Source organism: Methylocapsa sp. D3K7, from assembly GCF_029855125.1.
GTDB lineage: Bacteria > Pseudomonadota > Alphaproteobacteria > Rhizobiales > Beijerinckiaceae > Methylocapsa.
Genome location: NZ_CP123229.1, coordinates 3,376,986 through 3,402,838, shown reverse-complemented (window position 1 = coordinate 3,402,838; position 25,853 = coordinate 3,376,986). Strand labels below are relative to the sequence as shown.

20 protein-coding genes are annotated in these 25,853 nt (G+C 59.3%); 9 read left to right on the top strand and 11 right to left on the bottom strand.

Annotated elements, in window-relative coordinates; all coding sequences use genetic code 11:
* Positions 1–40 precede the first annotated feature (40 nt).
* On the top strand, positions 41–4,276 hold the full coding sequence (locus QEV83_RS16060) for a DUF3320 domain-containing protein (RefSeq protein WP_280128686.1): 4,236 nt from the start codon (positions 41–43) through the stop codon (positions 4,274–4,276).
* Positions 4,277–4,537: 261 nt separating this feature from the next.
* On the opposite strand, the gene QEV83_RS16055 is transcribed toward QEV83_RS16060, so the two are convergent.
* The 5 genes from QEV83_RS16055 to QEV83_RS16035 form a co-directional block, all read right to left on the bottom strand.
* Positions 4,538–5,383, bottom strand: a complete 846-nt coding sequence (locus QEV83_RS16055; protein ID WP_280128685.1) for an outer membrane beta-barrel protein — start codon at positions 5,381–5,383, stop codon at positions 4,538–4,540.
* 169 nt (positions 5,384–5,552) lie between these two features.
* Complete coding sequence (locus QEV83_RS16050; protein WP_280131108.1) at positions 5,553–6,494, bottom strand: Hsp33 family molecular chaperone; 942 nt, start codon at positions 6,492–6,494, stop codon at positions 5,553–5,555.
* Between the two features lie 71 nt (positions 6,495–6,565).
* On the bottom strand, positions 6,566–7,519 hold the full coding sequence (gene argF, locus QEV83_RS16045; protein WP_280128684.1) for an ornithine carbamoyltransferase: 954 nt from the start codon (positions 7,517–7,519) through the stop codon (positions 6,566–6,568).
* Positions 7,516–8,733: an aspartate aminotransferase family protein gene (locus QEV83_RS16040; RefSeq protein ID WP_280128683.1), complete on the bottom strand. Its 1,218-nt coding sequence runs from the start codon at positions 8,731–8,733 to the stop codon at positions 7,516–7,518. Before QEV83_RS16040 ends, argF begins: the two co-directional genes overlap by 4 nt.
* 101 nt (positions 8,734–8,834) lie before the next feature.
* Positions 8,835–9,593: an invasion associated locus B family protein gene (locus tag QEV83_RS16035; protein WP_280128682.1), complete on the bottom strand. Its 759-nt coding sequence runs from the start codon at positions 9,591–9,593 to the stop codon at positions 8,835–8,837.
* 1,028 nt (positions 9,594–10,621) lie between these two features.
* On the opposite strand from QEV83_RS16035, the gene QEV83_RS16030 reads away from it, so the two are divergent.
* Positions 10,622–12,466, top strand: coding sequence for an extracellular solute-binding protein (locus tag QEV83_RS16030; protein WP_280128681.1), 1,845 nt, complete (start codon positions 10,622–10,624; stop codon positions 12,464–12,466).
* Between the two features lie 54 nt (positions 12,467–12,520).
* Here the strand turns inward: QEV83_RS16030 and QEV83_RS16025 are convergent, their stop codons facing one another.
* The 5 genes from QEV83_RS16025 to def form a co-directional block, all read right to left on the bottom strand.
* Complete coding sequence (locus QEV83_RS16025) at positions 12,521–13,249, bottom strand: hypothetical protein (protein ID WP_280128680.1); 729 nt, start codon at positions 13,247–13,249, stop codon at positions 12,521–12,523.
* Positions 13,250–13,606: 357 nt separating this feature from the next.
* Positions 13,607–13,849, bottom strand: a complete 243-nt coding sequence (locus QEV83_RS16020; RefSeq protein WP_280128679.1) for a hypothetical protein — start codon at positions 13,847–13,849, stop codon at positions 13,607–13,609.
* A gap of 153 nt (positions 13,850–14,002) precedes the next feature.
* On the bottom strand, positions 14,003–14,758 hold the full coding sequence (gene truA, locus QEV83_RS16015) for a tRNA pseudouridine(38-40) synthase TruA (protein WP_280128678.1): 756 nt from the start codon (positions 14,756–14,758) through the stop codon (positions 14,003–14,005).
* Complete coding sequence (gene fmt, locus QEV83_RS16010; protein ID WP_280131107.1) at positions 14,745–15,680, bottom strand: methionyl-tRNA formyltransferase; 936 nt, start codon at positions 15,678–15,680, stop codon at positions 14,745–14,747. Before fmt ends, truA begins: the two co-directional genes overlap by 14 nt.
* Before the next feature lie 68 nt (positions 15,681–15,748).
* Positions 15,749–16,318 (bottom strand): peptide deformylase, encoded by a 570-nt coding sequence (def, locus tag QEV83_RS16005; protein WP_280128677.1) that lies wholly within the window; start codon positions 16,316–16,318, stop codon positions 15,749–15,751.
* A 176-nt stretch (positions 16,319–16,494) separates the two neighbouring features.
* Here def and QEV83_RS16000 point away from each other — a divergent pair, with 176 nt between their 5' ends.
* Positions 16,495–17,331 (top strand): class I SAM-dependent methyltransferase, encoded by an 837-nt coding sequence (locus QEV83_RS16000; protein ID WP_280128676.1) that lies wholly within the window; start codon positions 16,495–16,497, stop codon positions 17,329–17,331.
* 388 nt (positions 17,332–17,719) lie between these two features.
* On the opposite strand, the gene QEV83_RS15995 is transcribed toward QEV83_RS16000, so the two are convergent.
* Positions 17,720–18,637 (bottom strand): N-formylglutamate amidohydrolase, encoded by a 918-nt coding sequence (locus QEV83_RS15995; RefSeq protein WP_280128675.1) that lies wholly within the window; start codon positions 18,635–18,637, stop codon positions 17,720–17,722.
* A 210-nt stretch (positions 18,638–18,847) separates the two neighbouring features.
* Here QEV83_RS15995 and QEV83_RS15990 point away from each other — a divergent pair, with 210 nt between their 5' ends.
* From QEV83_RS15990 to QEV83_RS15965, 6 genes are all read left to right on the top strand, one after another.
* Positions 18,848–19,222 carry a response regulator gene (locus QEV83_RS15990; RefSeq protein WP_280131106.1) on the top strand — a complete coding sequence of 125 codons (375 nt, stop codon included), beginning with the start codon at positions 18,848–18,850 and terminating at the stop codon, positions 19,220–19,222.
* A gap of 83 nt (positions 19,223–19,305) precedes the next feature.
* Positions 19,306–20,526 (top strand): lytic murein transglycosylase, encoded by a 1,221-nt coding sequence (locus tag QEV83_RS15985; RefSeq protein WP_280128674.1) that lies wholly within the window; start codon positions 19,306–19,308, stop codon positions 20,524–20,526.
* Between the two features lie 84 nt (positions 20,527–20,610).
* On the top strand, positions 20,611–21,540 hold the full coding sequence (locus tag QEV83_RS15980; RefSeq protein ID WP_280128673.1) for an IS1595 family transposase: 930 nt from the start codon (positions 20,611–20,613) through the stop codon (positions 21,538–21,540).
* Between the two features lie 263 nt (positions 21,541–21,803).
* On the top strand, positions 21,804–22,268 hold the full coding sequence (locus QEV83_RS15975) for a hypothetical protein (RefSeq protein ID WP_280128672.1): 465 nt from the start codon (positions 21,804–21,806) through the stop codon (positions 22,266–22,268).
* Positions 22,269–22,299: 31 nt separating this feature from the next.
* Positions 22,300–23,013 (top strand): hypothetical protein, encoded by a 714-nt coding sequence (locus QEV83_RS15970; RefSeq protein WP_280128671.1) that lies wholly within the window; start codon positions 22,300–22,302, stop codon positions 23,011–23,013.
* Positions 23,014–23,422: 409 nt separating this feature from the next.
* Positions 23,423–25,780, top strand: a complete 2,358-nt coding sequence (locus QEV83_RS15965; RefSeq protein WP_280128670.1) for a pentapeptide repeat-containing protein — start codon at positions 23,423–23,425, stop codon at positions 25,778–25,780.
* Positions 25,781–25,853: the final 73 nt, after the last annotated feature.

Here is a 25,853-nt window from a genome sequence, read left to right as displayed (position 1 = left end):
GGATGGCGGCATCAATATCCTCTATCTCGCCCTCGGCTTCTTGCGCTGGTACGAGGATGACAGATCCGATGTGCCGCGCGAGGCGCCGCTCATTTTGCTGCCCGTCTCGCTTGTCCGCGATGCCAAACGGTCGGCCTTCGATGTGAAACTCCGTGAGGACGACATCGCGACCAATCAGGCTCTGCAGGAGAGGCTGCGTGGCGATTTCGGGATCGCTCTTCCTAACATTCCGGAAACTGATGATTGGCTGCCGTCGGATTATTTCGACGCGACCATCACCGCCGTGGCGGCGAACCGGCGGTGGTCGATCGATGTCAATGCGATTGAGCTTGGCTTCTATTCCTTTTCAAAGCTTTTGATGGTGCGCGATCTCGAACCGAGCAATTGGCCGGACAATATTTTGGTCTCGCATCCGCTTTTGCGCGGTCTTTTATGTGAGGGATTCGCGGCCGAGCCTCCACTTCTGCCCGAGACCGCAAAGCTCGACGACATATTGGCGCCGATCGACCTCGTCCATGTCGTCGATGCCGATTCTTCGCAAACACGGGTTATCGAAACGGTCCGTGCTGGACGCAATCTTGTCGTTCAAGGGCCGCCAGGAACCGGCAAATCGCAAACAATCACAAACATCATCGCGGCTGCCGTGCACGATGGCCAATCGGTTCTGTTCGTTGCCGAAAAAATGGCAGCCCTCAACGTGGTTCACGAACGGCTGCGCGCGGCGGGCCTCGACGATATGTGCCTCGAACTCCACAGCCAATCGGTCGGCAAGCGCCTCGTTGCCGAAAGGCTGGATCGCACCTTGCAAGGAGCGGCCTGTTTCGCGCAAATGGACGATACGGCGATGCAGCAGGCTGGGGTGCGCGACCGTCTGAATGTCATTGCCAAACGCCTGCACGCTCCCATCAACGATACTGGCATGACGCCGTATCAAGCGCTGTCGATCCAAATCGCGGCGGCGGCACGCGGGTTTACGCCCGACGCGCGGCTGGTCGAGGAAGCGGCGCATTGGACGGGCAAGGACTTCGCGGCGAAAGCGCGGCTGATCGAACGTCTCGCTGACCTCACCGGGAACTTCGGACCTCTGAATCAGCATATCTATTTTGGCGTCCGCCGGATTGCTTTGCAGCCCGCCGATTTCCAGCGGCAAATTCCGCGCCTGCGGGCGCTTGCGAGCAAAGCCTCGGCACTAGCCGCCTACGCCAGCATGATCGCCAATTATATTGGGGTCGTCCCCGATCTGTCCCTTCTTGGAGTGAAAACACTTGCAGCGATTCTCAAAAGCGTAGCGAGTCTGCCTCCGGGGAGCGAAAACATTGCTGCCGCGATCGCACTGTCGCCCTCGCCGCACCGGATCGCCAAGGCTGCCGCGCTCGGCATCGAGTGGCAGCAACATCAAGCCCCTTATCTCCAAATTTTCCATCCGGCCGCGTGGACGGCGCCAGTCACAAAGCTCCGCGCGGCGATCGCCAAGGGCGCGGCTTTTTGGCCGGCCCGGGCGGGCGAAGCGTATCGGGAAGCGGGGCGTTCGCTGGCCAGCCTCTTGTCGGTGCCATTGCCAGACCGGGCCGCCGACCGCCTTGTGTTGATCGACGTCCTTCTCGCCAGCCAAACCCTGCGCGCCAGACTTGCCGCCGAGGCGGGACTGTTATCGAATCTGTTCGGCGATGGCTGGCATGAGAAAAAGACCGTTTTCCGGCTGATCCACGATGTTGCAAGAACCGTCGGCGACTTAACCTCGTTCGATCCGCGACTCAATATCGAGTGGGTCTTGGGCATTGCCCGTGACGGCAGCGCCGCCGCGCATGGCGACCATCTCGAAGCCGACCTTGACGAAGTCGCCAAGCTGCTCGCCGAGGTCATGAAATTTCTTGAACTCGACGCCGCCGCGATTTTTCAAACCAATTCGGCCGCCGCGATCGACCTCAACAAAGTCAGCGAGCGGGCAGCAAAATGGGCCGCAAACCCCGGCCGCTTCGAGGAATGGGCGAGGCTCGCCGCGGCCGACCGGGAAGCGCGCGCCAGCGGACCCGCTAGGATTGCCAGCATGCTCGCCTCCGGGCGGCTCGAACCAAAGAACGCCATTTTGGAAATCGAGACGGCTTTTGCGGAAGCCTGTTGGAAAAAGGCAATCGCTGGCGACCCTGAGCTTTCGAGCTTTGACGGTGACAGCCACGCCGCACTCGTCGGACGCTTCCGGGAGCTCGAGGAGAAATCGCGCGAGACCGCGAAGCGAAGCGTCCGAGCGAAACATTGGTCCGCGATTCCACGCGGCGCTCAGGGCGGCATGGGCGTTGTACGCGCTGAGATCGGCCGCAAGCGCGGCCACATGCCGCTGCGCAGACTCATGAAGATCGCGGGAAACACGATCCAAAAGATCAAACCGGTGTTCCTGATGAGCCCGGTCACGGTGGCACAATTCCTGCCACCTGGTTCGGTCGATTTCGATCTTCTCGTCATCGACGAAGCCAGCCAGGTCCGCCCAGAAGATGCCTTGGGGCTCATCGCGCGCTGCCGGCGGATCGTCGTCGTCGGTGATAAGAAACAGTTGCCCCCGACGAATTTCTTCGACCGCATGATCGCCGACGATGCCAGCCCTAGCGATAACAGCGACGCGGCAATCCGCAATCCGGATGGCGCCGCTCCGATTACCGATCTTGAAAGCATTTTGTCGTTGTGCGAGGCGCGCGGTCTCGAGAGTCAGATGCTGCGCTGGCATTACCGCTCGCGTCACCCCTCTCTCATCGAAGTCTCCAACGCCGAATTCTATCACCGGCTGGTCATGCCGCCAGCGCCTGTCACGGAACGCGGTGAACAAGGTCTCAAGCTCCGCCGCGTCGAGGGCGCTTACGACCGTGGCGGCAAGCGCACGAACGAAATCGAAGCGCATGCCGTTGCCGAGGCTGTCGCTCGCCATGCCCGCAACGACGCCGGCCTGTCGCTCGGCATTGTCACCTTCTCGACCGCGCAACGCGATCTCATCGCCGATATTCTTGAAGCCAAGCGCCGCGACGATTCCATGCTCGATGCCTGCCTGTCCGCTGGCGGTTCCGAGGATTTGTTTATCAAGAATCTTGAAAATGTGCAGGGGGATGAACGCGATGTGATCTTGATATCCATCGGTTATGGGCCGCGCGAGGCTGGCCAGCCGCTCGATAGCATGGCCTTTGGCCCCGTATCGGCGGAGGGCGGCGAGCGGCGCCTGAATGTGCTTTTCACCCGAGCACGAGTCTGTTGCGAGGTCTTTGTGTCGTTCGCACCGGCCGGCATCAATCTTGAACGGGCAAGCGGAGAAGGCCCGCGCGTCCTCAAACGCTTTCTTCAATATGCGGCTTCAGGGATCCTTGAAGAATGCCGCGAGACGGGCGCGGATTTCGATTCGCCCTTCGAAGCCGCCGTCGCTGAAGCGATCGAGAGCATCGGCTACGAGGTCGAACCGCAAGTCGGTTCGGCGGGATTCAAGATCGACCTGGCCGTGCGCGACCCTTTGCGGCCCGGCCGCTATATGCTCGCGATCGAATGCGATGGGGCAACCTACCATTCCGCGCTCTGGGCCAGGGAACGCGACCGCTTGCGCCAGCAAGTTCTGGAAAACCTCGGCTGGAGGTTTCACCGGATCTGGAGCACGGATTGGTTTTACCGGCGCAGTGAGCAGCTCGAGAAATTGCGTCAGATATTGGACGCCGCGCGCGCTCAGAGTGCCCAGGACCTGCCGCCACCGCTTCCGCCTCACCTTGCGGCCGATCACCAGGAACAAGTGGATCCTTGTACGGTGGAATTGCGCCACGCGGCTTATGAGCTCGCCACCTGCGATCGTTTGAAAGGTCTCGATGAAGACGGAGACGGAACCGGAGCGCTCGGCCGGGCGATTCGCTCCGTGATCATCAAGGAAGGCCCCATTTATCGCGACGAAATCATCCGCCGGATTGGCCACTTTTTGGGCAAGCAGCGCCCGAACCCACGCATCGCGGCGGCTGTGGCGCACGCCTTGGAACTGTTGCCTGAGACCGCTCCGGATGTCTGCCATGAGGCCGGCTTCTGGTTCACACAGGAGCAAAAAAACCTGCCCGTCGTCCGCGACAGATCCGCGGCGCCAGCCAGCCTTCGCAGAATCGCCATGATCTCCACGACCGAGATAAGCGCCGCGATTTCGATCGCCCGCCAGCACAAGAACTCTCCGGACGATAAGGAAATTTCCAGCGCGGTGGCGAGCCTCCTTGGGCTTCCAAAACCTTCGGCGGAGTTACGGGCGCTCGTCCGATCGCTCGCCACATGAACGCGAGACCATGATCGCTTCAAGATGAATAGCGCAAGGATTCCTTGTCTTCGTTCCAGCGCATGATCTGACAAAAGGTCATCAACTTTTTGGGATCATGCTCAGCCGCAAACGCGAAAGGCGCGGCATAAATAATTTGGCCAATATCCTCTTAACACCGCCGCGGCCCCAGCCCAGGCTCATGCCATAGCTGCATAAAAAAACCCGGCCGCGAGGCCGGGTTGGAGTTTATCTCGAAAAATACGAGGCCGGCGGCCTACATCAATATTTGGCGACGACGGGTGCTTGATTGAACCAGTTGAAGCGGTAGTTGATTCCGACCCGCGCCGTGTACTCCTGTACCCGCGCTGACGATACATATGTATTGGTAAATGCCGGATTGAACGAATTGACGATCAGGCCGGATGTCGTAACCTTTCCGTATTGCGTATAAAGGAACTCGCCCTTGACGCTCACATTGTTGTTGAGCGCATATTCGATACCGCCGCCGACGACATAGCCGACTTTGTTTGCCGTTGTACTGGTGCCTCCGGCAGGGAAGAGGCCGTCGGTATAAGTGAATATAGAATGTCCGCTCGTATAAGCAACGCCACCTGTTCCATAAACGAGAACCCGGTCGAACGCGACGCCTAGTCTGCCCCGCGTGGTTCCATAGAGGCCATTGTCAGCCCGCTGCGTCAATGCAAACGGAAAAAACACGCCAGGCCTGCTGTTCGTCCCGTTGATGAGGCCAAGACTGTTGGAATGCGTTGAGCCCGTCACACCGCCGATATCGGTTTCAACACCCAGCACCAGCCAACCAATTTGCCAATTGTAACCGAGCTCGCCGCCCATGGTGAAGCCGCCTCGACTGAGCGTCTGGCTTCCCGCCGCATCGACGCCCGCGATATCCACGGGAGTCAAATGGGAGAAGGGCGACAAAGGCGCTCCAACGAGCGTGTTGTAAGAGGTATGGGTGATCTCACCGCCACCATAACCGCCGATATAGATGCCCGTCCACGTAAAGACCGGCGGAGGCGGCGGCGGTGCGATCGGAAGATCGGCAGCGAAGGCGGCTCCGGTAAGCGCGAGGGCGCCGGCGGATGCCAAGAACAATTGACGCCTCATGGGCTTTCTCCATCAACAGCTGAATTTCGATCAAGGTACGCTGTTGCGACGCAGCTTCAATCGAATTAGCTCTCTTCACCATCATATTTGGATAACCGTTGCAGAAACGCAACGAACGCCTCCGCGCTGCGCATTCCGCTCCGAAAAACGGCATGCGTTTGCGGGTTTGCTAGCTCTCGAAATCCGTTGGGTCGAAGGCACGGTAGGTCGAACAAAACTCGCAGGTCACGCCGATCAATCCGTCATCACCGGTCATGTCGCGGCGCTCCTGCACCGTGAAGCGGTCGAGCATATCCTTGATCCGCTCGTTCGAGCAGCGGCAGGCATCTTGAACATCTTGCGGAGGGAAGACCTTAACTCCGTGCTCGTGAAACAGACGGTAGAGCAGCCGTTCGCTCGACAATGCCGGATCGACAAGTTCATGATCCTCGATCGTGGCGAGCAACGCCTCGGCCTCGCGCCAGGCCTCATCCAGGCGAGGCGGTTCGGGTTTGCGCCCGTCCGGTGCATCACCCGGATCAAGGTCGGCGCGCACCCAGCGCTCCGGCGAGCGGGGCAAAAACTGTGTCATGACGCCCCCCGCGCGCCAAGCGACGCCAGCACCCGTCACACTCTCCGCGACCGCGAGACGCACGCGCGTTGGAATCTGGGCCGACTGATCGAAATATTGCCGCGCCGCACCCTCCAACCCCTGCCCCTGCAAGGCGACGATCCCCTGGTAGCGCGAGGCGCCGTCCGCTTGCTCGACGGTCACAGCCAGATGGCCGCGGCCGATGAGATCGCCAGCGCGCGGCAGGACGTCTATCCTCTCCGCGTCGAATCGAGCAAGCGCGCGCAGCCGGTCCGGGGCGTCGAAATCAACGACGAGCATCCCGACCGGCCCGTCGCTCCGCGTTTGCAACTGGAAGCGGCCATCGATCTTGAGCGAGGTCGCCAGCAGCACGGTCAGCGCGCAGGCTTCACCGACGAGCCGCGCCACCGGCTTTGGGTAGTTATGTTTGGTGAGGATATGGTCGATCGAGGCGCCTAGGCGCACGATGCGGCCGCGCACATCGAGCGGCTCGACCGCGAAGGGAACCACGGCATCGTCGCGTGCCTCGTCGGAAACCATGCGGGCAACCGGTTTCCCCGTTTCGGCCTGCGACGGGTGCTGAGGAGATCCTTGCGAAGGCTCTCGGCCGCTCAATCTTCGATCGCTCCAAGGCACCAGGCGAGAATAGCCTTTTGCGCATGCAACCGGTTCTCGGCCTCGTCGAACACAACCGATTGCGGGCCGTCGATCACCTCGTCGGTTACCTCCTCGCCGCGATGCGCTGGCAGGCAATGCATGAAGATCGCACCCCCGTTGGCCGCCGCCATGAGTTTGGCGTTGACTTGATAGGGCGCCAGCATTTCACGGCGGAAAGCCTCGTCGACGTCGCCCATCGACACCCAGCAATCCGAGATGATCGCGTCGGCGCCCTTCACCGCCTGAAATGGATCGCGGATCAGCGTGACATGGGCGCCGGATCGCTCTGCCCATTCGAGAAGCCCGGCTTGCGGATCGAGTCCATTGGGGGTTGCGATGTTGAGCCTAAAATCGAAGCGCCCGGCCGCATGGACCCAGCTCGCGAGGACATTGTTGGCATCGCCGCTCCAGGCGACCGTGCGGCCCTTGACCGGGCCTTTCTTTTCCTCGAACGTCATGATGTCCGCCATGACTTGGCAAGGGTGCGAGCGCTTCGTCAAGCCATTGATGACCGGCACTGTCGCGTGCCGGGCGAGTTCGAGCATGGCGGAATGATCGAGGATACGAATCACGATCGCATCGACGAAGCGCGATAGGACACGCGCGGTGTCGGCGATGGTCTCACCCCGGCCGAGCTGCATTTCCTGACCCGTCAGCATGATTGTTTCGCCGCCGAGCTCGCGCATCGCAAGGTCGAACGAGACCCGCGTGCGGGTCGACGGCTTGTCGAAGATCATCGCCAAGACCTTGCCATCGAGCGGCCGGTCCCGTGGTTTTGTTTTGTCGCGGCGGGCCGCCTTCAACCGCATCGCGGTATCGAGAATATGCCGCAGGTCCGCCGCCGGAATTTCCGAAAGATCGAGAAAATGCCGCGCGGACGAGGTGCATTGAGTATCGAGCGCGGTCATCGCGCTTTCCCGCCCAAATCTTCCCTGACGGGTAGCGGTGCCCGGCCTTCCAGCCGCAAGCAAGCCGCCTCGATACGCATGATGGCTTCGGAAATTTCCGCTTCCCCAATGATCAGCGGGGGCAGCAACCGCGCGACGTTTTCAGCGGCGGGAATCACGAGGACGCCCTCGGCGCGCGCGGCGGCGGCGAAATCATTGACCGGAACATGCAAGGCGATCCCCTGCATCAGCCCTTCGCCGCGAATCCCGGCGATGATTCCGGGATGCCGCTCCGGCAAGCCAGCAAGACCCTGCTTAAGCCGCAACCCCATGACCCGAACATGCTCGAGAAAGCCCGGCGCGAGGACAACGTCGAGCACGGCGTTGCCAATGCTCGCGGCCAGCGGATTGCCGCCAAACGTCGTCCCATGCGTGCCAGCGGTCATCCCCTTCGCGGCCTCCCGGGTCGAGAGAAAAGCGCCAAGCGGAAATCCGCCGCCGATGCCCTTGGCGATCGCCATGATGTCAGGAATGACACCCGAAAGCTCATAGGCAAACAGCTTGCCAGTGCGGCCGACGCCAGACTGAACTTCGTCGAACAGCAAAAGAAGGCCATGTTCGTCGCAAAGCTCGCGCAACTCCCGCAAGAAGCGCGGCGGCGCCACGCGGATGCCGCCTTCGCCTTGGATGGGTTCAATCAAAATGGCCCCCGTTTGTGGACCAATGGCGGATTTGACCGCCTCGATGTCAGCAAAGGGCACCGTGTCGAAGCCCTCGACCGGCGGGCCAAAACCTTCAAGATATTTGGGATTTCCCGCGGCGGCGATTGTCGCCAGGGTGCGCCCATGAAAGGCCCCTTGAAAGGTGATCATCCGGAATTTTTCTGGATGGCCGCGGGCCGATTGAAATTTGCGCGCGGTCTTGATGGCGCCTTCTACCGCCTCCGCTCCGGAATTGGTAAAAAACACGAAATCGGCAAAGCTGACCTCAACGAGCCGCCGCGCCAATCGCTCGGCTTGCGGAATTTCGAACAGGTTGGAAGTATGCCAGAGTTTCGCGCCTTGCGCGTTGAGCGCCTCGATGAGATGGGGATGCCCATAGCCGAGCGATGCCACAGCAATGCCGCCGCCGAAGTCGAGATACCGGCGATCGTCAGTCGCGGTCAGCCAGGCTCCCTCCCCGCTCTCGAAAGCGAGGTCTATACGAGCATAGGTGGGAAGCAGCGCCGATGTCACTTATTCACTCCGGAACCGGCCGGATCTCCACTGGGCGCCCGGCCACCGCACCCTGCTCTTTACAGGACCAGCGGCGGCCGAGAACCAACGCGGGCTTTGGCTTATTTTGGCGCTGGCGCTGGCGCGGCGGGCGCCGCTTGGCCGGGCTTAGCGGTTTCGAGGCGCTTGCGTTCATCTTCGGCGCGCTTTTGCAATTCCTCTTGCAGTTTCTTCTGCTGCTCTTCGAGAACCTTCGGATCGATTGGCGGCCCATCGAACGCCCGTCCGAAACCGGCAACCGGTATTTCGAAGGTGACTTCATTGTTCGCCTGGTTCTTGACCGCGACAGTCAAAAGGTTGCCCTTCTTCAGCTGGTCAATCGTCGGGCCCTTGACCTTGGCCTCGGCGAAACAGCCGTTCGGGAAGCAAATCTCGAAACTCCCGTCGAGCGTCGCGCCTTTGTCGATGGCAAAACGAAAACCGGGGCGCAACATCAGGCCCACAGGCACGAGTAAACGAATCACGCGGGTTTCGTCGCCTTTGATGTCATAGACGGCGAGGGCCAGCACCGGCGGCTGCCCGGTCTGGGCGCTGAAATCCCGCGTCGTGTAGCAAATCTCCTTGCCCGCCGCCGGATCCTTGCCGCAAACCTTGGTCCAGTCATTTTGAGTGGGAACCAAACTTAGCTTTACCGGTCCTTGCGGCTGCTGCTGCGCCTGGGCGGGTTGGGTTGGTGCGGGCTGTGCCGGAGCTGGTTGGGCGGGCGCTTGTTGTGCCGGTTTCGTGGCTTGCGCGAAAACCCCGCTACTAGCAGTGAGGCCACCGGCCAAGCAGACGCTCGCCAACCCCGCCGCAGCCAAATGTTTCAACGTGAAGGACATCAAATTTCCTTTCCAATGATCGGCCATTCAAGACCGCCGCCGCGCGGCCGCAAAGCAACAGCAATCCATGTGGCTAGAATCCCTACGAACCCGCCCGCGCGGGACTGCCAACCAAACCAGACAAATGTCATGGCCGCACCCGCCCCCTGGTCTCACCGTCTCGGTAAGCATAATACGGCCCGCTTGCAACCCCCCAAGCCTCGTTCCGCACGTCGAAACTCACACGCTACGGCCTCGCGGGACGAGGCGTGAATGAAGAAAGCCACGGGATGCATCCGCCCAGATCTGGAATAGGGTGTCTTTCTGCTCTCTGCACCGCGCTTTAAAAAGCACGATTCTCCGCCGCACGAGCCCGGTGTGAGACCGGGCGCCGGAACAGTTACGGCGGCGGGACAGGCAGCCGCAGCCAAACGGCATGTTATTGTTTAATTGTGGGATTCTGTTCCTGGACAACAAAAACCCGGGAGGGAGCTTTCTCCGCTCTCCCGGGCGAACTGGATTTTATAACTGGCACTTAGCCTGCATTTTCCAGCCGACGTCGAATTTTTTGTCGATCTTCCCGTGCTGGAGTGGCGCGGCCGCTTCCGCAGCCGCGCACGCAACGGAACCTTTAGGTCCAGCTCTTCACCAAAATGACCTGCACAACGACGGTCAAAATCAGAATGGCGCTGACGATGGAAATGGTGTGATCGTTCATGGTCCTCTCCCGGTCTATGTTCTCAGTCTTGGCGCCGCGCTGACGCAGTCGCCCTTGTTACGTCTAGCTTTTTGCCGGAAAAGTCAAGACAGGTCCCGTGAAAATGGCGTAAGCCCTACCGGAACGCCACCGCCACTGCTCCGGCCGATATGGCCACAGCGGCGCCTCCCCAACTAAGGATTTAAGCATCGACGTGGGGACACCCATAAATCATTTTGAAAAGGAAAGGAAGGCTTATTCCCGGAACGGACTTTTTTCGAGAATGGCTGAGCTGCGAATCGTGGTTTAAGGAATGGTTCAATGTGAAGAGATCATGGTCTAAATTGCGCCGATGAGACAGATTCCGCGGCGCTTTCTGGCGCCAACCCTCGCCATTTTCGCGGCTATATTCCTTGCTTCCGGCGCCGCCCGCGCGGCGCAGGCCTCCCCGGAGATCCCCGCTGGTGCGCCAGGCATCGCCATGCACGGTGACCCGGCCCTGAAGGACCCCTTCGATCACTTGCCCTATGCCGATCCCAACGCCTTGAAGGGGGGGCGTCTCACCATCGGATTTCTCGGCACGTTCGACAGTCTCAATCCGTTCAATCTCAAGGCCGGCTCCACCGCTCAAGGGATGAATGGCAACGTTTTCGAGACCTTGATGACGCGCTCTCTCGATGAGCCCTTCACGCTCTACGGACTCATTGCGCAATCTATCGAGACGCCCGACGATCGCAGCTCCGTGACCTTCCGGCTCGATCCGCGCGCCCATTTCTCGGATGGCGAGCCCATCACTTCGGCCGACGTCCGGTTCACCTTCGAGCTTTTGAAAACGAAGGGGCGCCCGCAGCAGCGCGCCGCCTATTCCCTCGTGAAATCGATCGACACGCCCGATGCGCTGACGATCCGCTACGATTTGACGGGCATCGGCGACCGTGAAATGCCATTGACGCTGGCACTCATGCCGGTGTTGCCGCGCCATAAGATTGATCTTTCGAAATTTGATGACGCCAGCCTGGCGATTCCAACCGGATCCGGTCCCTACCTCGTCGCCGATGTCAAACCCGGCCAGCGAGTCATCTTGCGCCGCGACCCCCATTACTGGGCGAAGGATTTGCCGGTCCGCCGCGGACTTTACAATTTCGACGAGATCGACATCGAATATTTCCGCGACGCCAACAGTCTGTTCGAAGCTTTCGCAGCTGGACTTCTCGATTTCCGCGAGGAGACCAATCCGGCGCGCTGGACGAATTCCTATGATTTCCCCGCCATTCGCGATCATCGCATGATCCGGCAAGCCCTGCCCTCGGGCGGCCCGAAGGGAATGGAAGGCTTTGTCTTCAATCTGCGGCGGCCGCTCTTTGACGACATCAGGGTGCGCGAGGCGCTGGGACTGGTGTTCGATTTCGAATGGATCAACACCAATCTTTACAATGGGCTCTATAAGCGCACGAAAAGCTTTTTCGACGATTCGGAGCTTGCCTCGACGGGACGGCCCGCGGATGCCGCTGAGCTTGCTTTGCTGGAGCCATTTCCGGGGGCGGTGCGCGAAGATGTTTTGCAAGGCACGTGGCGGCCAGCCGCCACCGACGGGTCCGGTACCGACCGGATCGAGCCCAAGCGCGCCCTCGCTCTGTTGAAAGACGCCGGTTACGACATCGAAAACGGCCGCCTGACCAAAGCGGGCCAGCCTTTGTCTTTCGAGATCATGGTCAAGGACCGGAACCAAGAACGGCTCGCTTTGAATTACGCGGATGCGCTGGCGCGCATCGGTGTCACTGCCACGGTCCGGCAGGTTGACGAAGTCCAGTATCAGAGGCGCAGGCAAAAATTCGATTTCGACATGATGATCGGCACCTGGCTCGCCTCGTCCTCGCCTGGCAACGAGCAGCGCTCGCGCTGGGGATCGGCGAGCGCCGCACAGGAAGCCTCGTTCAACTTGGCGGGCGTCAAATCCCCCGCCGTCGATGCGCTGATCAATGCGATGCTGGCGGCCAAGACGCATGAGGACTTTGTCGCCGCCGTGCGCGCTTATGATCGCGTGCTTCTCTCGGGTTTTTATATCGTGCCGCTGTTTCATTCCCCCGACCAATGGATCGCGGCCTCTTCCAAGCTGGCGCGGCCGGCGGTCTTGCCAAGCCACGGCCCAGCCTCGGGCGGCGCCACGCTGGATACGTGGTGGCGCGCGAAGCCGTGAATTACATGCCGCGAATCGCGCGTGTCACGGCGCTGAGTCTTCGGAGATACAAAGCTAATTTAATGGCACCAAACAGGCCAGCGTTGGAACCGGGGAAAACTTCGGCACCAATGCACCCATCGTCTGGTAGTTCAGGGTATGGAAAATGCCGAAATAGCCATTCCCTTCGAGCGGGCCGCCGCTGCAGCCAGGGGCGCAGCCGCTTGCAGGACATACATCTGAGTATGCAAAGAGGAACGTCGGAAAACCTGATTGGGAAATCTTGCCGCAAGTCGCCGACTTCAAATCCTTGATAAACGACTGTTCGTCGTTCAATCTCGTTGAGTTGCCGGGACTGCTGGGGCAACCGCTATTATAGCCCGTTTCCCCAATAAAGGCGTGTGTCGCCCCACAGAAGTTTTGCGAAATCGTGCTGAAAAGCATTTGAGCCTGCTGCCAGCACTGATCCCCGTTGAAGGGCCATGTTGGCGGCACGCTCGCGACGAAGTTGCAATAGGGATGGGCAGCAATGAAATCGACGCCAGCGGGCGGCGCCGCGTTGGCGCAAACGGTCTGTTCCTGGCCCAGCACCAGCGAAACGACGATCGGGATTTTGACCCCCCGTTTGGTCAGTGCCTTGCGCAGCGTGATCGCGGCCTGGCTGATCATCGCGACGGTGATCGTCTGTCCGTTGACCATAGTGCCCAAGGGCTCGTTGCCAAGCTGGATGGCGATGATCGTGCCATTTTTGATAAACTGTCCGGGCGATGACTGCTGGCCGCTTGGAAAGTTGAGGGCTTCCACATAAGCCCCGCCGTCGCAAAAAGTTGCGGGATTCCATGGCGTCTAGGTCCCGCATGCGCCATCGAGCATGGCGCCTGCATATTTGGATCCGCAGAGGGCGATAGGAGCGCCGGCAAAGGTGCAATTGGTCGCGCTGTCGGGCGCGGCGAGGCTTGGAATGGCGTCGTTGAAGAGCCCTTGCATCACCTTGATGTTGAGCTGATGAGCCGCGGTGAGGATGTAGTAGTTGGGCTGGTACGCCGTAATGGTTGGGACTTTGAGTTGAGTTTTAAGACTCCCAAGATCACTAACGTAGCACGCCTGGCAAGTTTTGGGGCATGTGCTGAGCGACTGGCTGCCGGAGCATGAGAAAGAGAGTTAAGGGTTGCAGGCAACCGGGGTCGCGGTGGACCAATTGTTGTCGCTGCACCGCGCCTCGGGAGTGTAGTCTATTCCAATCTGAGATGACACGGCATCCTGACTTAGCCTATGCAAGGCCGTTTGGGCGCTGACCGATGTGGCTCCGGCAATGGCGGCCGTGATGGAAGCGATGAACAAGCCCGCGGCTATTCCGGAAAGAATTTTACGGCAGCCGTAACGCTGCACGAATAAATCGTTCATGGTCGGAAATCCTCCAGCTTCGCCAAACGGCAAAAGACGGCCATGAGGCTCAATAAATCAGCACATATTTGCAATTAATGATAATAAATCGCAACCGTTTTTTATTATTAACTATTTGTAACAGCGCGCCGCAAAACGACTTAAACCACCTGCTTATTTGGCTGGCGGCGCGTCGTAATCCACAGCTGAAAGATAAAGCCCCTCCGGCGGCGCCACCACCCCGCAGCGGCACCGGTCACGCGCCTCGAGCGCGTCCCTCATATCCGCGACGCTCCATTTGCCGGACCCCACATGCTCGAGCGAGCCGACGATCGAGCGCACCTGACTGTGCAGAAACGACCGCGCGCTCGCCAGGATATGAACGTCCTCCCCCTCGCGCACAACATCGAGCCGTTCCAAAGTGCGCACCGGGTTCTCCGCCTGGCACTGCGACGCGCGAAACGTAGTAAAATCGTGGCTGCCGAGAAGCACGCGCGCCGCGTCCTGCATGGCGCCGCTATCGAGCTTTCGTTTCACAAGCCAGGCGCGGCCTCGCGTCACCGTCAAAGGCGCGCGGCGGTTGACGATCCGATAGAGATAATGCCGCCGCACGGCCGAGAACCGCGCGTCAAAATGATCAGGCACACGTTCGGCTGCAAGAATCGCGACCGGCAGCGGCCGCAGATGCGCGTTCAAGCCATCGCGCAGCACATCGGTGCGCCACTCCTTGGCAAGGCTCGCGTGCGCAACTTGCCCCAAGGCATGCACCCCAGTATCCGTGCGCCCGGCACCGCGGATCCTGATCTTCTCGCCGCCCAACACTTCGAGCGCCGTCTCGATCGCTTCTTGCACGGAAAGCCCATTATCCTGCCGCTGCCAGCCGACGAAGGGAGTCCCGTCATATTCGAGCGTGAGCTTATAGCGCGGCATCGGACTTTTGGGTGAGCAAAGTTCCGGCCGGAAGCCGGACACCGCGCAAAAAATCAGCGGCGGCCATCGGCGCCCTGCCCGAGCGCTGCACCTCGATGAGGCGCAGCGCCCCCTCCCCGCAGGCAATTGTGAGATGTTCATCGAGCACGCAGCCGGCCACCCCCGTTCCTTCCGCGATTCTCGCGCGCAATATTTTCACGCGCTCCAAGCCTTTGCCAAGATCCGCTTCGAAATAGGCGCCCGGCATCGGCGCCAGCCCACGCACGAGATTATGCAGATCTATGGCAGACCTTTGCCAATCGATCCGCGCTTCCGCCTTGTCGATTTTGTGGGCGTAGGTCACGCCTTCCTCGGCCTGCGGGACGAAGATAAGGCTGTCCTTCTCCAGCATGGCCAGGGCCTTCGTGATCAATCCGGCGCCAGCTTGGGCGAGTATTTCGGTGAGGTCCCCAGCATTCGCATCAGGGTCAATCGCGAAGCGTTCGGTGAGCGCGACCGGGCCCGTATCGAGCCCTTCTTCCATGCGCATCACCATCACCCCGGTCTCAAGGTCGCCCGCCATGATCGCCCGCTGGATGGGCGCGGCGCCGCGCCAGCGCGGCAGCAGCGATGCGTGCAGGTTGAGGCAGCCTTTTGGTGGAACATCGAGAATGGCTTTCGGCAGGATCAAGCCATAGGCCGCGACGACCACCACATCGGGTCTGAAACCGCGCAGGGTCGCGACAGCATCGTCCACGCGAAGCGTTAGCGGCGTGACGACGTCCAGGCCAAAAAGCAGCGCCGCCGCATGGACCGGAGAGGGTTTTAATTCGAGACCACGCCGGCCGCCAGGCTGCGGCGCCCGCGTATAGACGGCCGCGACATGATGACCCTGGCTGATCAGTCTGGCAAGCGCGGGCACCGCGAAGTCCGGGGTCCCCATGAAGACGATGCGCAATGGTGAGGCCTGGTTCGGGAGAGTTTGCTTAAAGAGATCGCGGAGGCTTCTACTTAACCGTCAGCAGCCGCTTGCTCCTTGCTCGCGCCCTTCTTGGGCGAAGGACTCCCATGCTTGGCGGTTTTGGCGAATTTTCTCGTAATGCGGTCCCGCTTCAACCGCGACAGATGATCGATGAACAGAACACCGTTCAAATGGTCGATTTCATGCTGCAAGCAGGTCGCCAAAAGTCCGTTCGCCTCGATTTCCTGAGCGCGGCCGTCGCGGCCGGTAAAGCGGGTGCGCACTCGGGCCGGACGCTCGACGTCCTCGTAAAAATCCGGGATCGACAGGCAGCCTTCTTGATAGATGGAAAGCTCCTCCGACACCCAGAGAATTTCCGGATTGATGATGCACAGCGGCTCCGGCGCGGCATTTTCGTCCTCGCGTTTTGCCACATCCAGCACGAGAATCCGCTTCGGTACCGCGATCTGGATCGCGGCGAGACCGATGCCTGGCGCCGCATACATGGTTTCGAGCATATCATCCAGCAGCGCGTGAATGCTCGCATCGATCTCAGCAACCGGCGCGCATTTTTGGCGCAACCGCGGATCGGGAAGGGTCAGAATCGTCCGTAAAGCCATGACAATGAGATAATACCGGTGCCGCCGGAGGTCAATTTATCCGGGCTCTGTTTTCGCGCGACAAAGCGCGCGGTCCCGATTGCAACCCGCCCTTTGCCGCATCCCATCGCCCCTTGCGGTGCGTGCCTTGGTGTTCCAAGGTGTAATCTCATAGCCCCGCAGCCTGGAAACAGCCCATGTCATTAGCCGCGCCAGAGACTGAGACTCAAGAGACCGAGACTCATACGAAGGCCAACGGACTCGCGGAGGTCAGCGAGCTTGATCAATTCAAGCACTATATTTACGGCAACTATCATGAGACGCATGTCATCTTTGGCAATGACACCGAGACGGATTGGCAAAGGCGTTTGCAAGGCCACGTCCCTGTCATGCGCCGCTTGCTCCCTCCCAACAAAACGGGGGCGATCTTGGACTTCGGTTGTGGCGACGGACTGCTGCTGGCCGCCGCGCAGTCGCTCGGCTACAGCGATCTGACCGGAGTCGATATTTCGGGTGCCCTACTACAGACGGCTGCCCGGCACACATCCGCCAAACTGCGCCATGCTGACGGCTTGGAACTGCTGAAAACGAGCCCAAACGGTGCTTTCGAAGCTATCATCGCCTTTGATATATTGGAGCATCTGACGCGGCCTGAGCTTCTTGCGGCCAGCCACGAGATCGCCCGTACCCTGAAGCCCGGCGGCCGTCTGATCATCAGGGTTCCCAATGGCGGCTCTGCCTATAGCGGCCAAATCTATTGGTCCGACCTGACCCATGAAAGGCTCTTTACGAGGGAGGCTTTCAACCAGCTGCTCCAACCGCTCGGCTTCGGCCTCATAGAAGCTGTGGAGATTCCACCCGTGGGGGTGCACGGATTAAAAAGTGGTCTGCAAGCCGCGGTTTGGCACATGTTCCGGGCTCTGACGGTGCTTCGGATTGCCTCGGAAACCGGCCAGGTGCGAGGTCACATCCTGACAGCCAATCTCCACGTGATCGCCCATAAAGACGGCGCGGACGGAGAAGAGCGGGGGTGACTGGCCTTGAGGGGCAGAGGGAAGCTTCCTGCCATATGTGGCCGGAAGGTGCCGCCGGAACCGCTTCGAGTTGGAATTGCCGAGCGGGTTCAAGATCGGCCAGATTGCCCAGGACAAATTGGCGCAGACCCTTCTCCCACCGCTTGCGCTGTGGAGAATTAGAAATAAAAACAAACGGTTATCTAGATGTAGGATTTCCAGGAAAAATCAGTCAGCATCACTTGCTTTTTGTGCGTCGCAAGGGCATATTGTTGCAACGCGGCAATGTTTTTTGCCGCCGATGCCCTCCTTGGGCGTTTCCTCCCTAGACTTGGGCCGCCTGTGGTAACGCAGGCGGCCTCTTTCGTTCGTGGCTTAATTCCCAAACTCAATTTCCGGTTCCCCCGGTTTATTCAGCGGCGGCGCGAGGCCGGTCGCGGCGGGCGGTCGCGGCGTCCGCAAGGGCCCCCGCGATCATCGTCAGATCAGCGGCGACTTCCACGAATCTGTCCCCCCTGATGACGGCCCGTTCGTCCATATAGAGAGACCGGCTCACTTCGATCTGCATGGCATGGCACTCGCCCGCCGGGTTGCCGTAGTGTTCGGTAATGAACCCCCCTGCGTAGGGTTTGTTGCGCCGGACGTCATAACCGCGCTGGCGCAGTTCATATTCGACGAGATCGACGAAATCTGCGGCACAGCTCGTTCCGTAGCGGTCTCCCACCACGAAGTCCGGCCTGCGCGCCGGTTCGCTCAGTTTGAACAGCGGCGTCTGCCGCAACACTCCCGATGGCATGGAATGACAATCGATCAAGACCGCGATCCCAAAAACTTGCAGCGCCCGGTCGATCAATCCGCGCAGGCATGCATGATAGGGTTTGTAGAGTTTTTCAATACGTTCCAGGGCTTCTCCCACCGGAATTCGGCGCCCATAGATTTCTTGCGCCTGGCCAACGACGCGGGCGATCGTCCCAAGCCCGCCAGCCACGCGGAGCGAGCGGGTGTTGGCGAATGCGGGCAACTCCCCATCGAACATGCGCGGGTCAAGCTCGTAAGGCTCCCGGTTGAGATCGAGATAAGCGCGGGGAAACCTCGCCCTGATGAGAGGCGCGCCAAGCGCCGTGGCGCCGCCAAACAAAGCATCGACGAACGCATCTTCCGAACGGCGCAGGACGCTCTCGTCAAGCCGCGCCGCTTCGAGAAACCGGCGGGGATAGACATTCCCGGAATGCGGCGAAGAGAAAACCAAGGGGCAGGTCAGACGAACAGGCTCCACCACTTCGAAGGGCGGATCGAGTTCAGGCTCATGTGGCGGGTTGAGAGTCAATTGAGCGTCCCGCGGGAAGCCGCCCGGATAGCGGCTTGTTCACCAACGATCCAATTTGGCAAGGACATGACAGTCTGTCCAGTACTATCGCTTTTTGGCAACAGCGGATGAAAAAATGGCCCAATAATTTGAACGCCTGAATTTTTCACTCGATTTTTACCTGGAGCGCCGCTTGATGGTGAAGACCCGCGAGGAACCCCCATGAACGAGATGCAGCTTCCCATCAATTGCAAAATTCTGCTCGCCGAGGACGACAATGACATGCGCCGCTTTCTCGGCAAGGCGTTGCAGAACGCTGGCTATGACGTCGCTTCTTTCGACAATGGCATGTCCGCGTATCACAGATTGCGAGAAGAACCGTTCGAATTGCTCCTGACCGATATCGTCATGCCGGAGATGGACGGCATCGAATTGGCCCGCCGAGCGACCGAACTTGATCCCGACATCAAGGTGATGTTCATCACCGGTTTCGCGGCCGTCGCGCTCAACCCCGACAACAACGCGCCGCCGCAAGCCAAAGTCTTGTCAAAGCCCTTTCATTTGAAGGATTTGGTTAACGAAGTCCATCGCATGCTGGCCGCCTGAAAAGCACACGCTTGCCAAGCCGGACATGTCTCGCTACCGGATATCCGCGAGCGAAACACCGCCGGCTTATAGGAACGGACAGTTTGATCAGCATCGATGCTCGTGCCATGCGGCGTCTCTCAGGCGGCCTTGCGCTTGGCTTGGCTCTCGGCCTCGCTCTCGCCGCCACGCAAGCCAGCGCAGGAAGCTTTTCCGATTGCCTCGCTGGTCTCAGGGGGGCCGCGCAAGCGAGCGGCGTCGAAGCCGCGACCTTCGACAAGATCACACGCGGGCTGACGCCCAATCCCGACGTGCTCGCCATGTCGCAGGTCCAGCCGGAATTCAAGACGCCGATTTGGGACTATCTCGCCGGGCTCGTCGATGACGAGCGAGTGCGCGACGGGCAGGCCATGATGGCCCGCTATGGCCAGGCGCTGGCGCTCGCGCAAAGCCGTTTCGGCGTCGACCCGGCGACGATCACGGCCGTCTGGGGCGTTGAATCCGATTTTGGCCGCAGCTTTGGCACCCGCCCGGTGGTGCAGTCGCTCGCGACCCTTGCCTGCAGCAGCCATCGGCGCGCAAGCTATTTCAGGGGCGAACTCTTCGCCGCGCTGAAAATCATTCAGCATGGCGACATCGATCCCGCCCAATTCAATGGCTCCTGGGCGGGCGCCTTCGGCCATACGCAGTTCATGCCCTCAACCTTCCTCGCGACGGCGGTCGATCTCGACGGCGACGGCCGCAAGGATCTCATCAATTCCGCTCCTGACGCGGTGGGCTCGACGGCGAATTATTTGCGCAAGGGCGGCTGGGTTCCCGGCCTCGAATGGGGCTATGAGGTCCGCCTGCCGGAGCATTATGCGGGTCCCTCCGGGCGCACCCATAAGGAGCCGATGGGCGCCTGGGCCGGGCGGGGCGTGACCCGGATCGACGGATCGCATCTGCCGGGCGGCGGAAGCGCGGGGCTGCTGCTGCCCGCCGGTCCCGCCGGTCCCGCTTTTCTCGTAACCCGCAATTTCGATGCGATCTATTCCTACAATGCGGCGGAGTCCTATGCGCTGGCGATCGCGCTGCTCTCCGACCGGCTGCGCGGGCGGCACGGCCTCGCGACGGCATGGCCCACCAACGATCCTGGCCTGTCGCGCGCCGACCGCCGCGAGATGCAAACGCTGCTGATGCGGCGCGGCTATAATCTCGACGGCAAGGCGGACGGCGTCATCGGGACCAAAACAAAACAGGCGATCACAGACTTTCAAGCAAAGTCCGGCTTGCATCCGGATGGCCGCGCCTGCGTCTCGGTCCTGACCGCTCTGCGCGGCCGCTGACCTGTCAATCGTACCAAAATGTTTGGCAATTGTAACCTTGACAAAAGTGCAGCAATAGGTAGTATGTGGGCATAGGAGCTTCCCATGTCTGCCGAACTTCAAGACCCACGCTTTACCGACGAAACCTTAGCCCGCGAAGCGCTCGAAGCTGTTGTTTGGCCCAATGGTCCGACATGCCCGCATTGCGGCAATGCCGCCGCCAGCAAGATTGCAAAACTAGAAACGAAAAGCGTCCGCCCCGGCCTGCACTACTGCAATGAATGTGGAAAGCAATTCACGGCAACTGTGGGAACGGTTTTTGAGAGAAGTAAGATCCCGCTCACCAAATGGTGGCTGGCGATGCACCTTATTGGCTCGTCTAAGAAAGGCATTAGTTCACATCAACTGCATCGCATGCTCGGCATTAGCTACAAAAGCACATGGTTCATGATGCACCGCATCCGTGAAGCAATGCGCGTTGGTGGCCTTGCGCCGATGGGCGGCGAGGGCAGCGTAGTGGAGGCCGACGAAACTTTCATAGGCCGCAAGGAAGATTCCGTTAAACGTCGCGGCCACGGCCACAAGAACGCAGTGCTATCGCTTGTCGTGCGCGGCGGGAGTGTTCGTTCGTTCCATATCGACGGCACCAGCGCTGCCGATGTTATGCCGATCATCCGCAAAAACGTCGCGAAAGAAACCGCGATGATGACTGACGAAGGTGGCCACTATAGCCGTCTAAGTTCTGACTTTGCGAGCCATGAGACCGTGAGCCACAAGGCCGATGAATACGTTCGTGGCGATGTTCACACCAACACGATTGAAGGCTATTTCAGCATCTTCAAGCGTGGCATGAAGGGCGTTTATCAGCATTGCGATGAAAAGCATCTACATCGCTACCTTGCCGAGTTCGATTTTCGATACAACAATCGCTCACGCCTTGGCGTCAACGACAAAGAGCGCGTCACAAAGATTGCGGCCGGGATCACCGGAAAGCGTTTAACATATCGGCGGACTGGTGAAGGCACGCCCCTTTAGACAAAAAGCTAAACGCTTTCTTCGTTGGCGAAGAAAGAAATAGCTTAAGCGTGAGATTTCCCTTTATGGATCCGGCCCTTTGAAGCTGGCCGTTCCTTAACCGGCTTCGGCCGCTTATGCGTTCCAAGTTTCATATCTTCATGTGGCTTGGGCGGCATGCGGGCCATGCTCTCCATAATCCGGGTCGCAATGTCTGGCGGTTTCTTTGGAATTTTCTCTGTCATGCCTATACTTTAGCACGAATCATCATTAGGGCGAAAATCATGACCGCCGAGATATTTGCTGGTCTCAGCGCTTTCAAGACCATGTTTGATATGGCGAAGGCTTTGCAAGATATCCACGATACTACCGCTCGAGACCGGGCGGTCATAGACCTTCAAAAAGAAATCCTTTCCGCACAATCGGCGCAATTTTCGTTGGTTGAGCGCATACGCGCGCTTGAAAAAGAAGTGGCTAATTTTGAAACATGGGACGCTGAGAAGCAGCAATATGAATTGAAAGACTTGGGATGGAGTGCTTTCGCTTACATGTTGAAACCAGATGCTCGCGGCACCAAACCACCGCATTGGATATGTGCACATTGCTACGGCGAGCGCAGAGTCGAAATTATCCAACGCACACGCATTAAGAGTGGTGGAGGTGGCGGATTTTTCTGCCCGAGGTGTCATAACGAACTCCGACCGTCTCATGATGCCTTAGTGGCGGGCAATGCCCGATGGATTGAGTAACTGTGCCTCTCTGGAATGAGAGAATTTATTCATGAAATATCCCTTTTCAGATGCCACCACAAAAATCAGGCGCGCCCAAAAACACCTAGCTGAACTTGAAACAGAAGCTGCGGCCTTCATCGCGAGCAACCCAGCTCGATTCACTGTCGAACTCGCGGAGGCGAGGGGCGGCATAGAATTTAACTTCACCCTCAATGTCGAAGCCGCCCCGGAATGGCTGGGAGCGATCATCGGCGACGTTATCCACAATCTCAGGACCGCCCTAGACCTAACCGCATGTGAAATAGTGCGGGCAGCCGATGAAAATGATGAGGACGTATATTTTCCGTTCAGCAAGAGCGCTGACGAACTAGAACACATGATTAAGAAACGTAAATTTAACCGCGCCGGGACCGACGCAGTGGCTCTTTTGGTGAGCATGAAGCCTCACCACAACGGGAACGCCGCACTCCGCGCGATTCACGATCTTGATATTCAAGACAAGCACCGGGCGCTGATTCCCAACGCAATTACCACCGCCTCCCCTGTCATCCAAATGTGGGAAGACGACGGAAGGATAAACCCCAGAGTCATCGGCGACCCTAACGCCCCAACGGAAATCAAACTCATCTTCCCAAACGAAGTTGGGCTTGCGGGGCGGGAAATCATCCCAACGCTGCATGAGCTTGTGCAACTTGTTGACGGCATCGTTGAAGCGTTTCGCGCCCTCGCCAATCGGGATACAGCCGCGATCGACGCGCCCTGACGAACGCGCCGAATCAGAGTCCGGCCTGTCACGCACTGCGCTTTCAACATTTGGGTCAACTTTTGTCAAGGTTATAATCCCCAAATGTTTCACGTGAAACGTTTTGGTACGATTGAGGCAAAAAATCAGAAAATCGCTCATACACTTTCCCGATTGCGGCGCGTGCGATCGCGCGGCGAACATGACCGGTCGCGAAGTTTGAAACATTGTGGCGCCGTTGCCACAGTTGTGGCGAATTTTTGTTCTGCCATTTTTGAGGGGGTCAATAATGGTAAAAACAGAACTGCGACGGGTGTGGCGAACGTTATGAATTTTTACATACCGAACAGTTTCGCCATATCCGCCGCGCCGTAGAAAATATTGCCCTGTTTGCGGGAACCCGCTAGGCTTTTGGCCGGGGGTGAGGGCGATGTTCTACGAATTGGCGGAGGACGCAAAACCAAGCGCGCCTGACACAAAAGAGGCCGAGGCGCTGGCCGCCTCGCTCAACCACTCCGCCGAGCGCGTCCAGACCCTGTGGTTCAGTTTTCTCATTTTCATGCTCTATCTTGCGATCGCGACGGGTACGACCACGCATCGCATGCTTTTTTTGGAAAGCCCGCTCAATCTGCCGGTGCTCAATATCCCATTGCCGCTTTTGGCTTTCTATATCCTCACGCCGATTATTTTCGTCACCTTCCATTTTTATATGCTGTTGAACCTCGTGCTGCTTGCCCGCACGGCGAACTCTTTTGAGGATGCGCTGCAAAGTGCCTTTCCAAAAAATGAGAACGATGAGAATGAGAAGGCGCGCGAAAATTTTCGCATGCGCATCGAAAACACGCTTTTCGTGCAGCTCTTGGTCGGTGGCAGACTGGAGCGCAAAGGGATCAACGCCAAGCTGTTGAGCCTCATGGCGCTCATAACTCTCGCGCTCGCGCCGGTCGCTTTGCTGCTGATGATCCAAATCAAGTTCCTGCCCTATCACAGCGAGCCTATCACTTGGCTGCATCGCGGCTTGCTAGCGCTCGACCTCGCACTCGTGTGGACCCTATGGCCGGGCTATCGAAGCGGTTGGGGGGCTCGGCTACGGCCAAAGGCGACTTGGGGGCTCGTCGTGCCAGGAATAGGAAGCGCAGCCGCGCTGGCTTATGCGGTGATGGTGGCGACGTTTCCGGATGAGCGCATCTATCTCGCGACCCAATGGCTGCATGGATCAACCTATCTGCGGACGCCGACCAACACATTGGACCTCCACGGGGAAGATTTGATCGAGGACACAAAACTCTCAGATATTATCAAAAAGAACGAAGGCTCGGCCGGAGCACAGAGATGGGTCGCCGCTTTGTTCGTTGCGGGTCGCGATCTGACGGGCGCGAACTTGCGCGAAGCGGATGTTCGACATGTTGATTTTTCAGACGCAATCCTCAATCGCGCCAACCTCAACGATGTATGGGCGGAGCAGACGCGGCTCGACCGTGCGCAGCTTCGCGACGCCTCGCTCCGCAAAGCGCAGCTCGAAGGCGCCTCGCTACACGAAGTGCAGCTCCAAGGCACTTCGCTCAAGGAAGCCCAACTCCAGGGCGCCCAGCTCAACGGTGCACACCTCCGGGGTGCCCTAAACCTCCCCGAAGCAAACCTCCGGGGCGCTTCGCTCGACGGCGCAGAGCTTCAGGGCGCTTCGCTCGAAAAGGCGCAGCTTCAAGGCGCCTCGCTCCGCGAAGCGCAGCTACAGGGCGCTTCACTCAAAGACGCCGAGCTTCAGGGCGCCTCGCTCGACCATGCACGCCTCGAGGGCACCTCGCTCGAAAATGCGCAGCTCCAAGGCGCTTCATTGAACGGCGCGTACCTTCGAGATGCCCTTGATCTCCCAAAAGCACAGCTCCAGGGCGCGTCTCTCAAAAAGGCGCAGCTCCAGGGCGCCTCGCTCGATAAAGCGCACCTCCAGGGTGCTACACTCGATGAAGCGGAACTCCGAGGGGCCTCACTCCACGGCGCGGAACTCCAAGGCGCATCGCTCAATGGCGCACACCTTCAGGGCGCCTCGCTCAACGAAGCGCAGCTCCAGGGCGCTTTGCTGTTCAATGCGCAACTCCAGGGCGCCTCGCTCGACGACGCGCAGCTCCAGGGCGCTTTGCTGTTCAATGCGCAGCTCCAGGGCGCCTCGCTCGAAACCACGAAACTCGATGACGCGTTTATAGGGGGGGTGTTTGGAATTGTCTGTGTCTGGAGAGCCGACGCTCGAACGGCGGCTTGGAAGGATACATTTGTCGCTTCCACGCAGACAGGGCAGACTGGCCCGAAAGGAGATAAAGTTAAAGTAGAATTTCTTACGAATTCAGATCAATGCGACTGGACGGTGGATTCCTTCGCGAAACTCAAGCAGCTCATCACCGAAGAGGTTCCCGAAGGCGAAAACAAGGACGCCGCCATGGGAAGGATCGAGCAACGCCTTGATCCAACAAAGGCCCTGGAAGGCGAAAACGAGATAGCAAAGATGTGGACTGCTCGCGAACGCGAGACTCCCACTCGAGAGGTCTTTGAGAGGAACCTCGCCGGGCAGTGGCGCGAGGTTGGCTGCGCTGGAACGCCCTCTGTGCTTTCTGCGCTGGTCAGTCAATTGGAGAAAATTCTCGACCTTGCCGTCCGAAGAGATGTGCCAAAGTCTCTCGCGGCTGCTTTCCTAGACGAAGCGCATTGCGCTAGTGCCCCTGGGCTTTCCGAGGCCGACAAGGCGAAGCTCAAAAAGATTGCCGCACCGACCGTACCGCAAGTGCCAAAACCGTGACGCGACGTTCGGCGTTCAGCGCGATCAATCTATAAAACGGTTTTGCGAAGCAGCGGACGTGGGAAATTATACC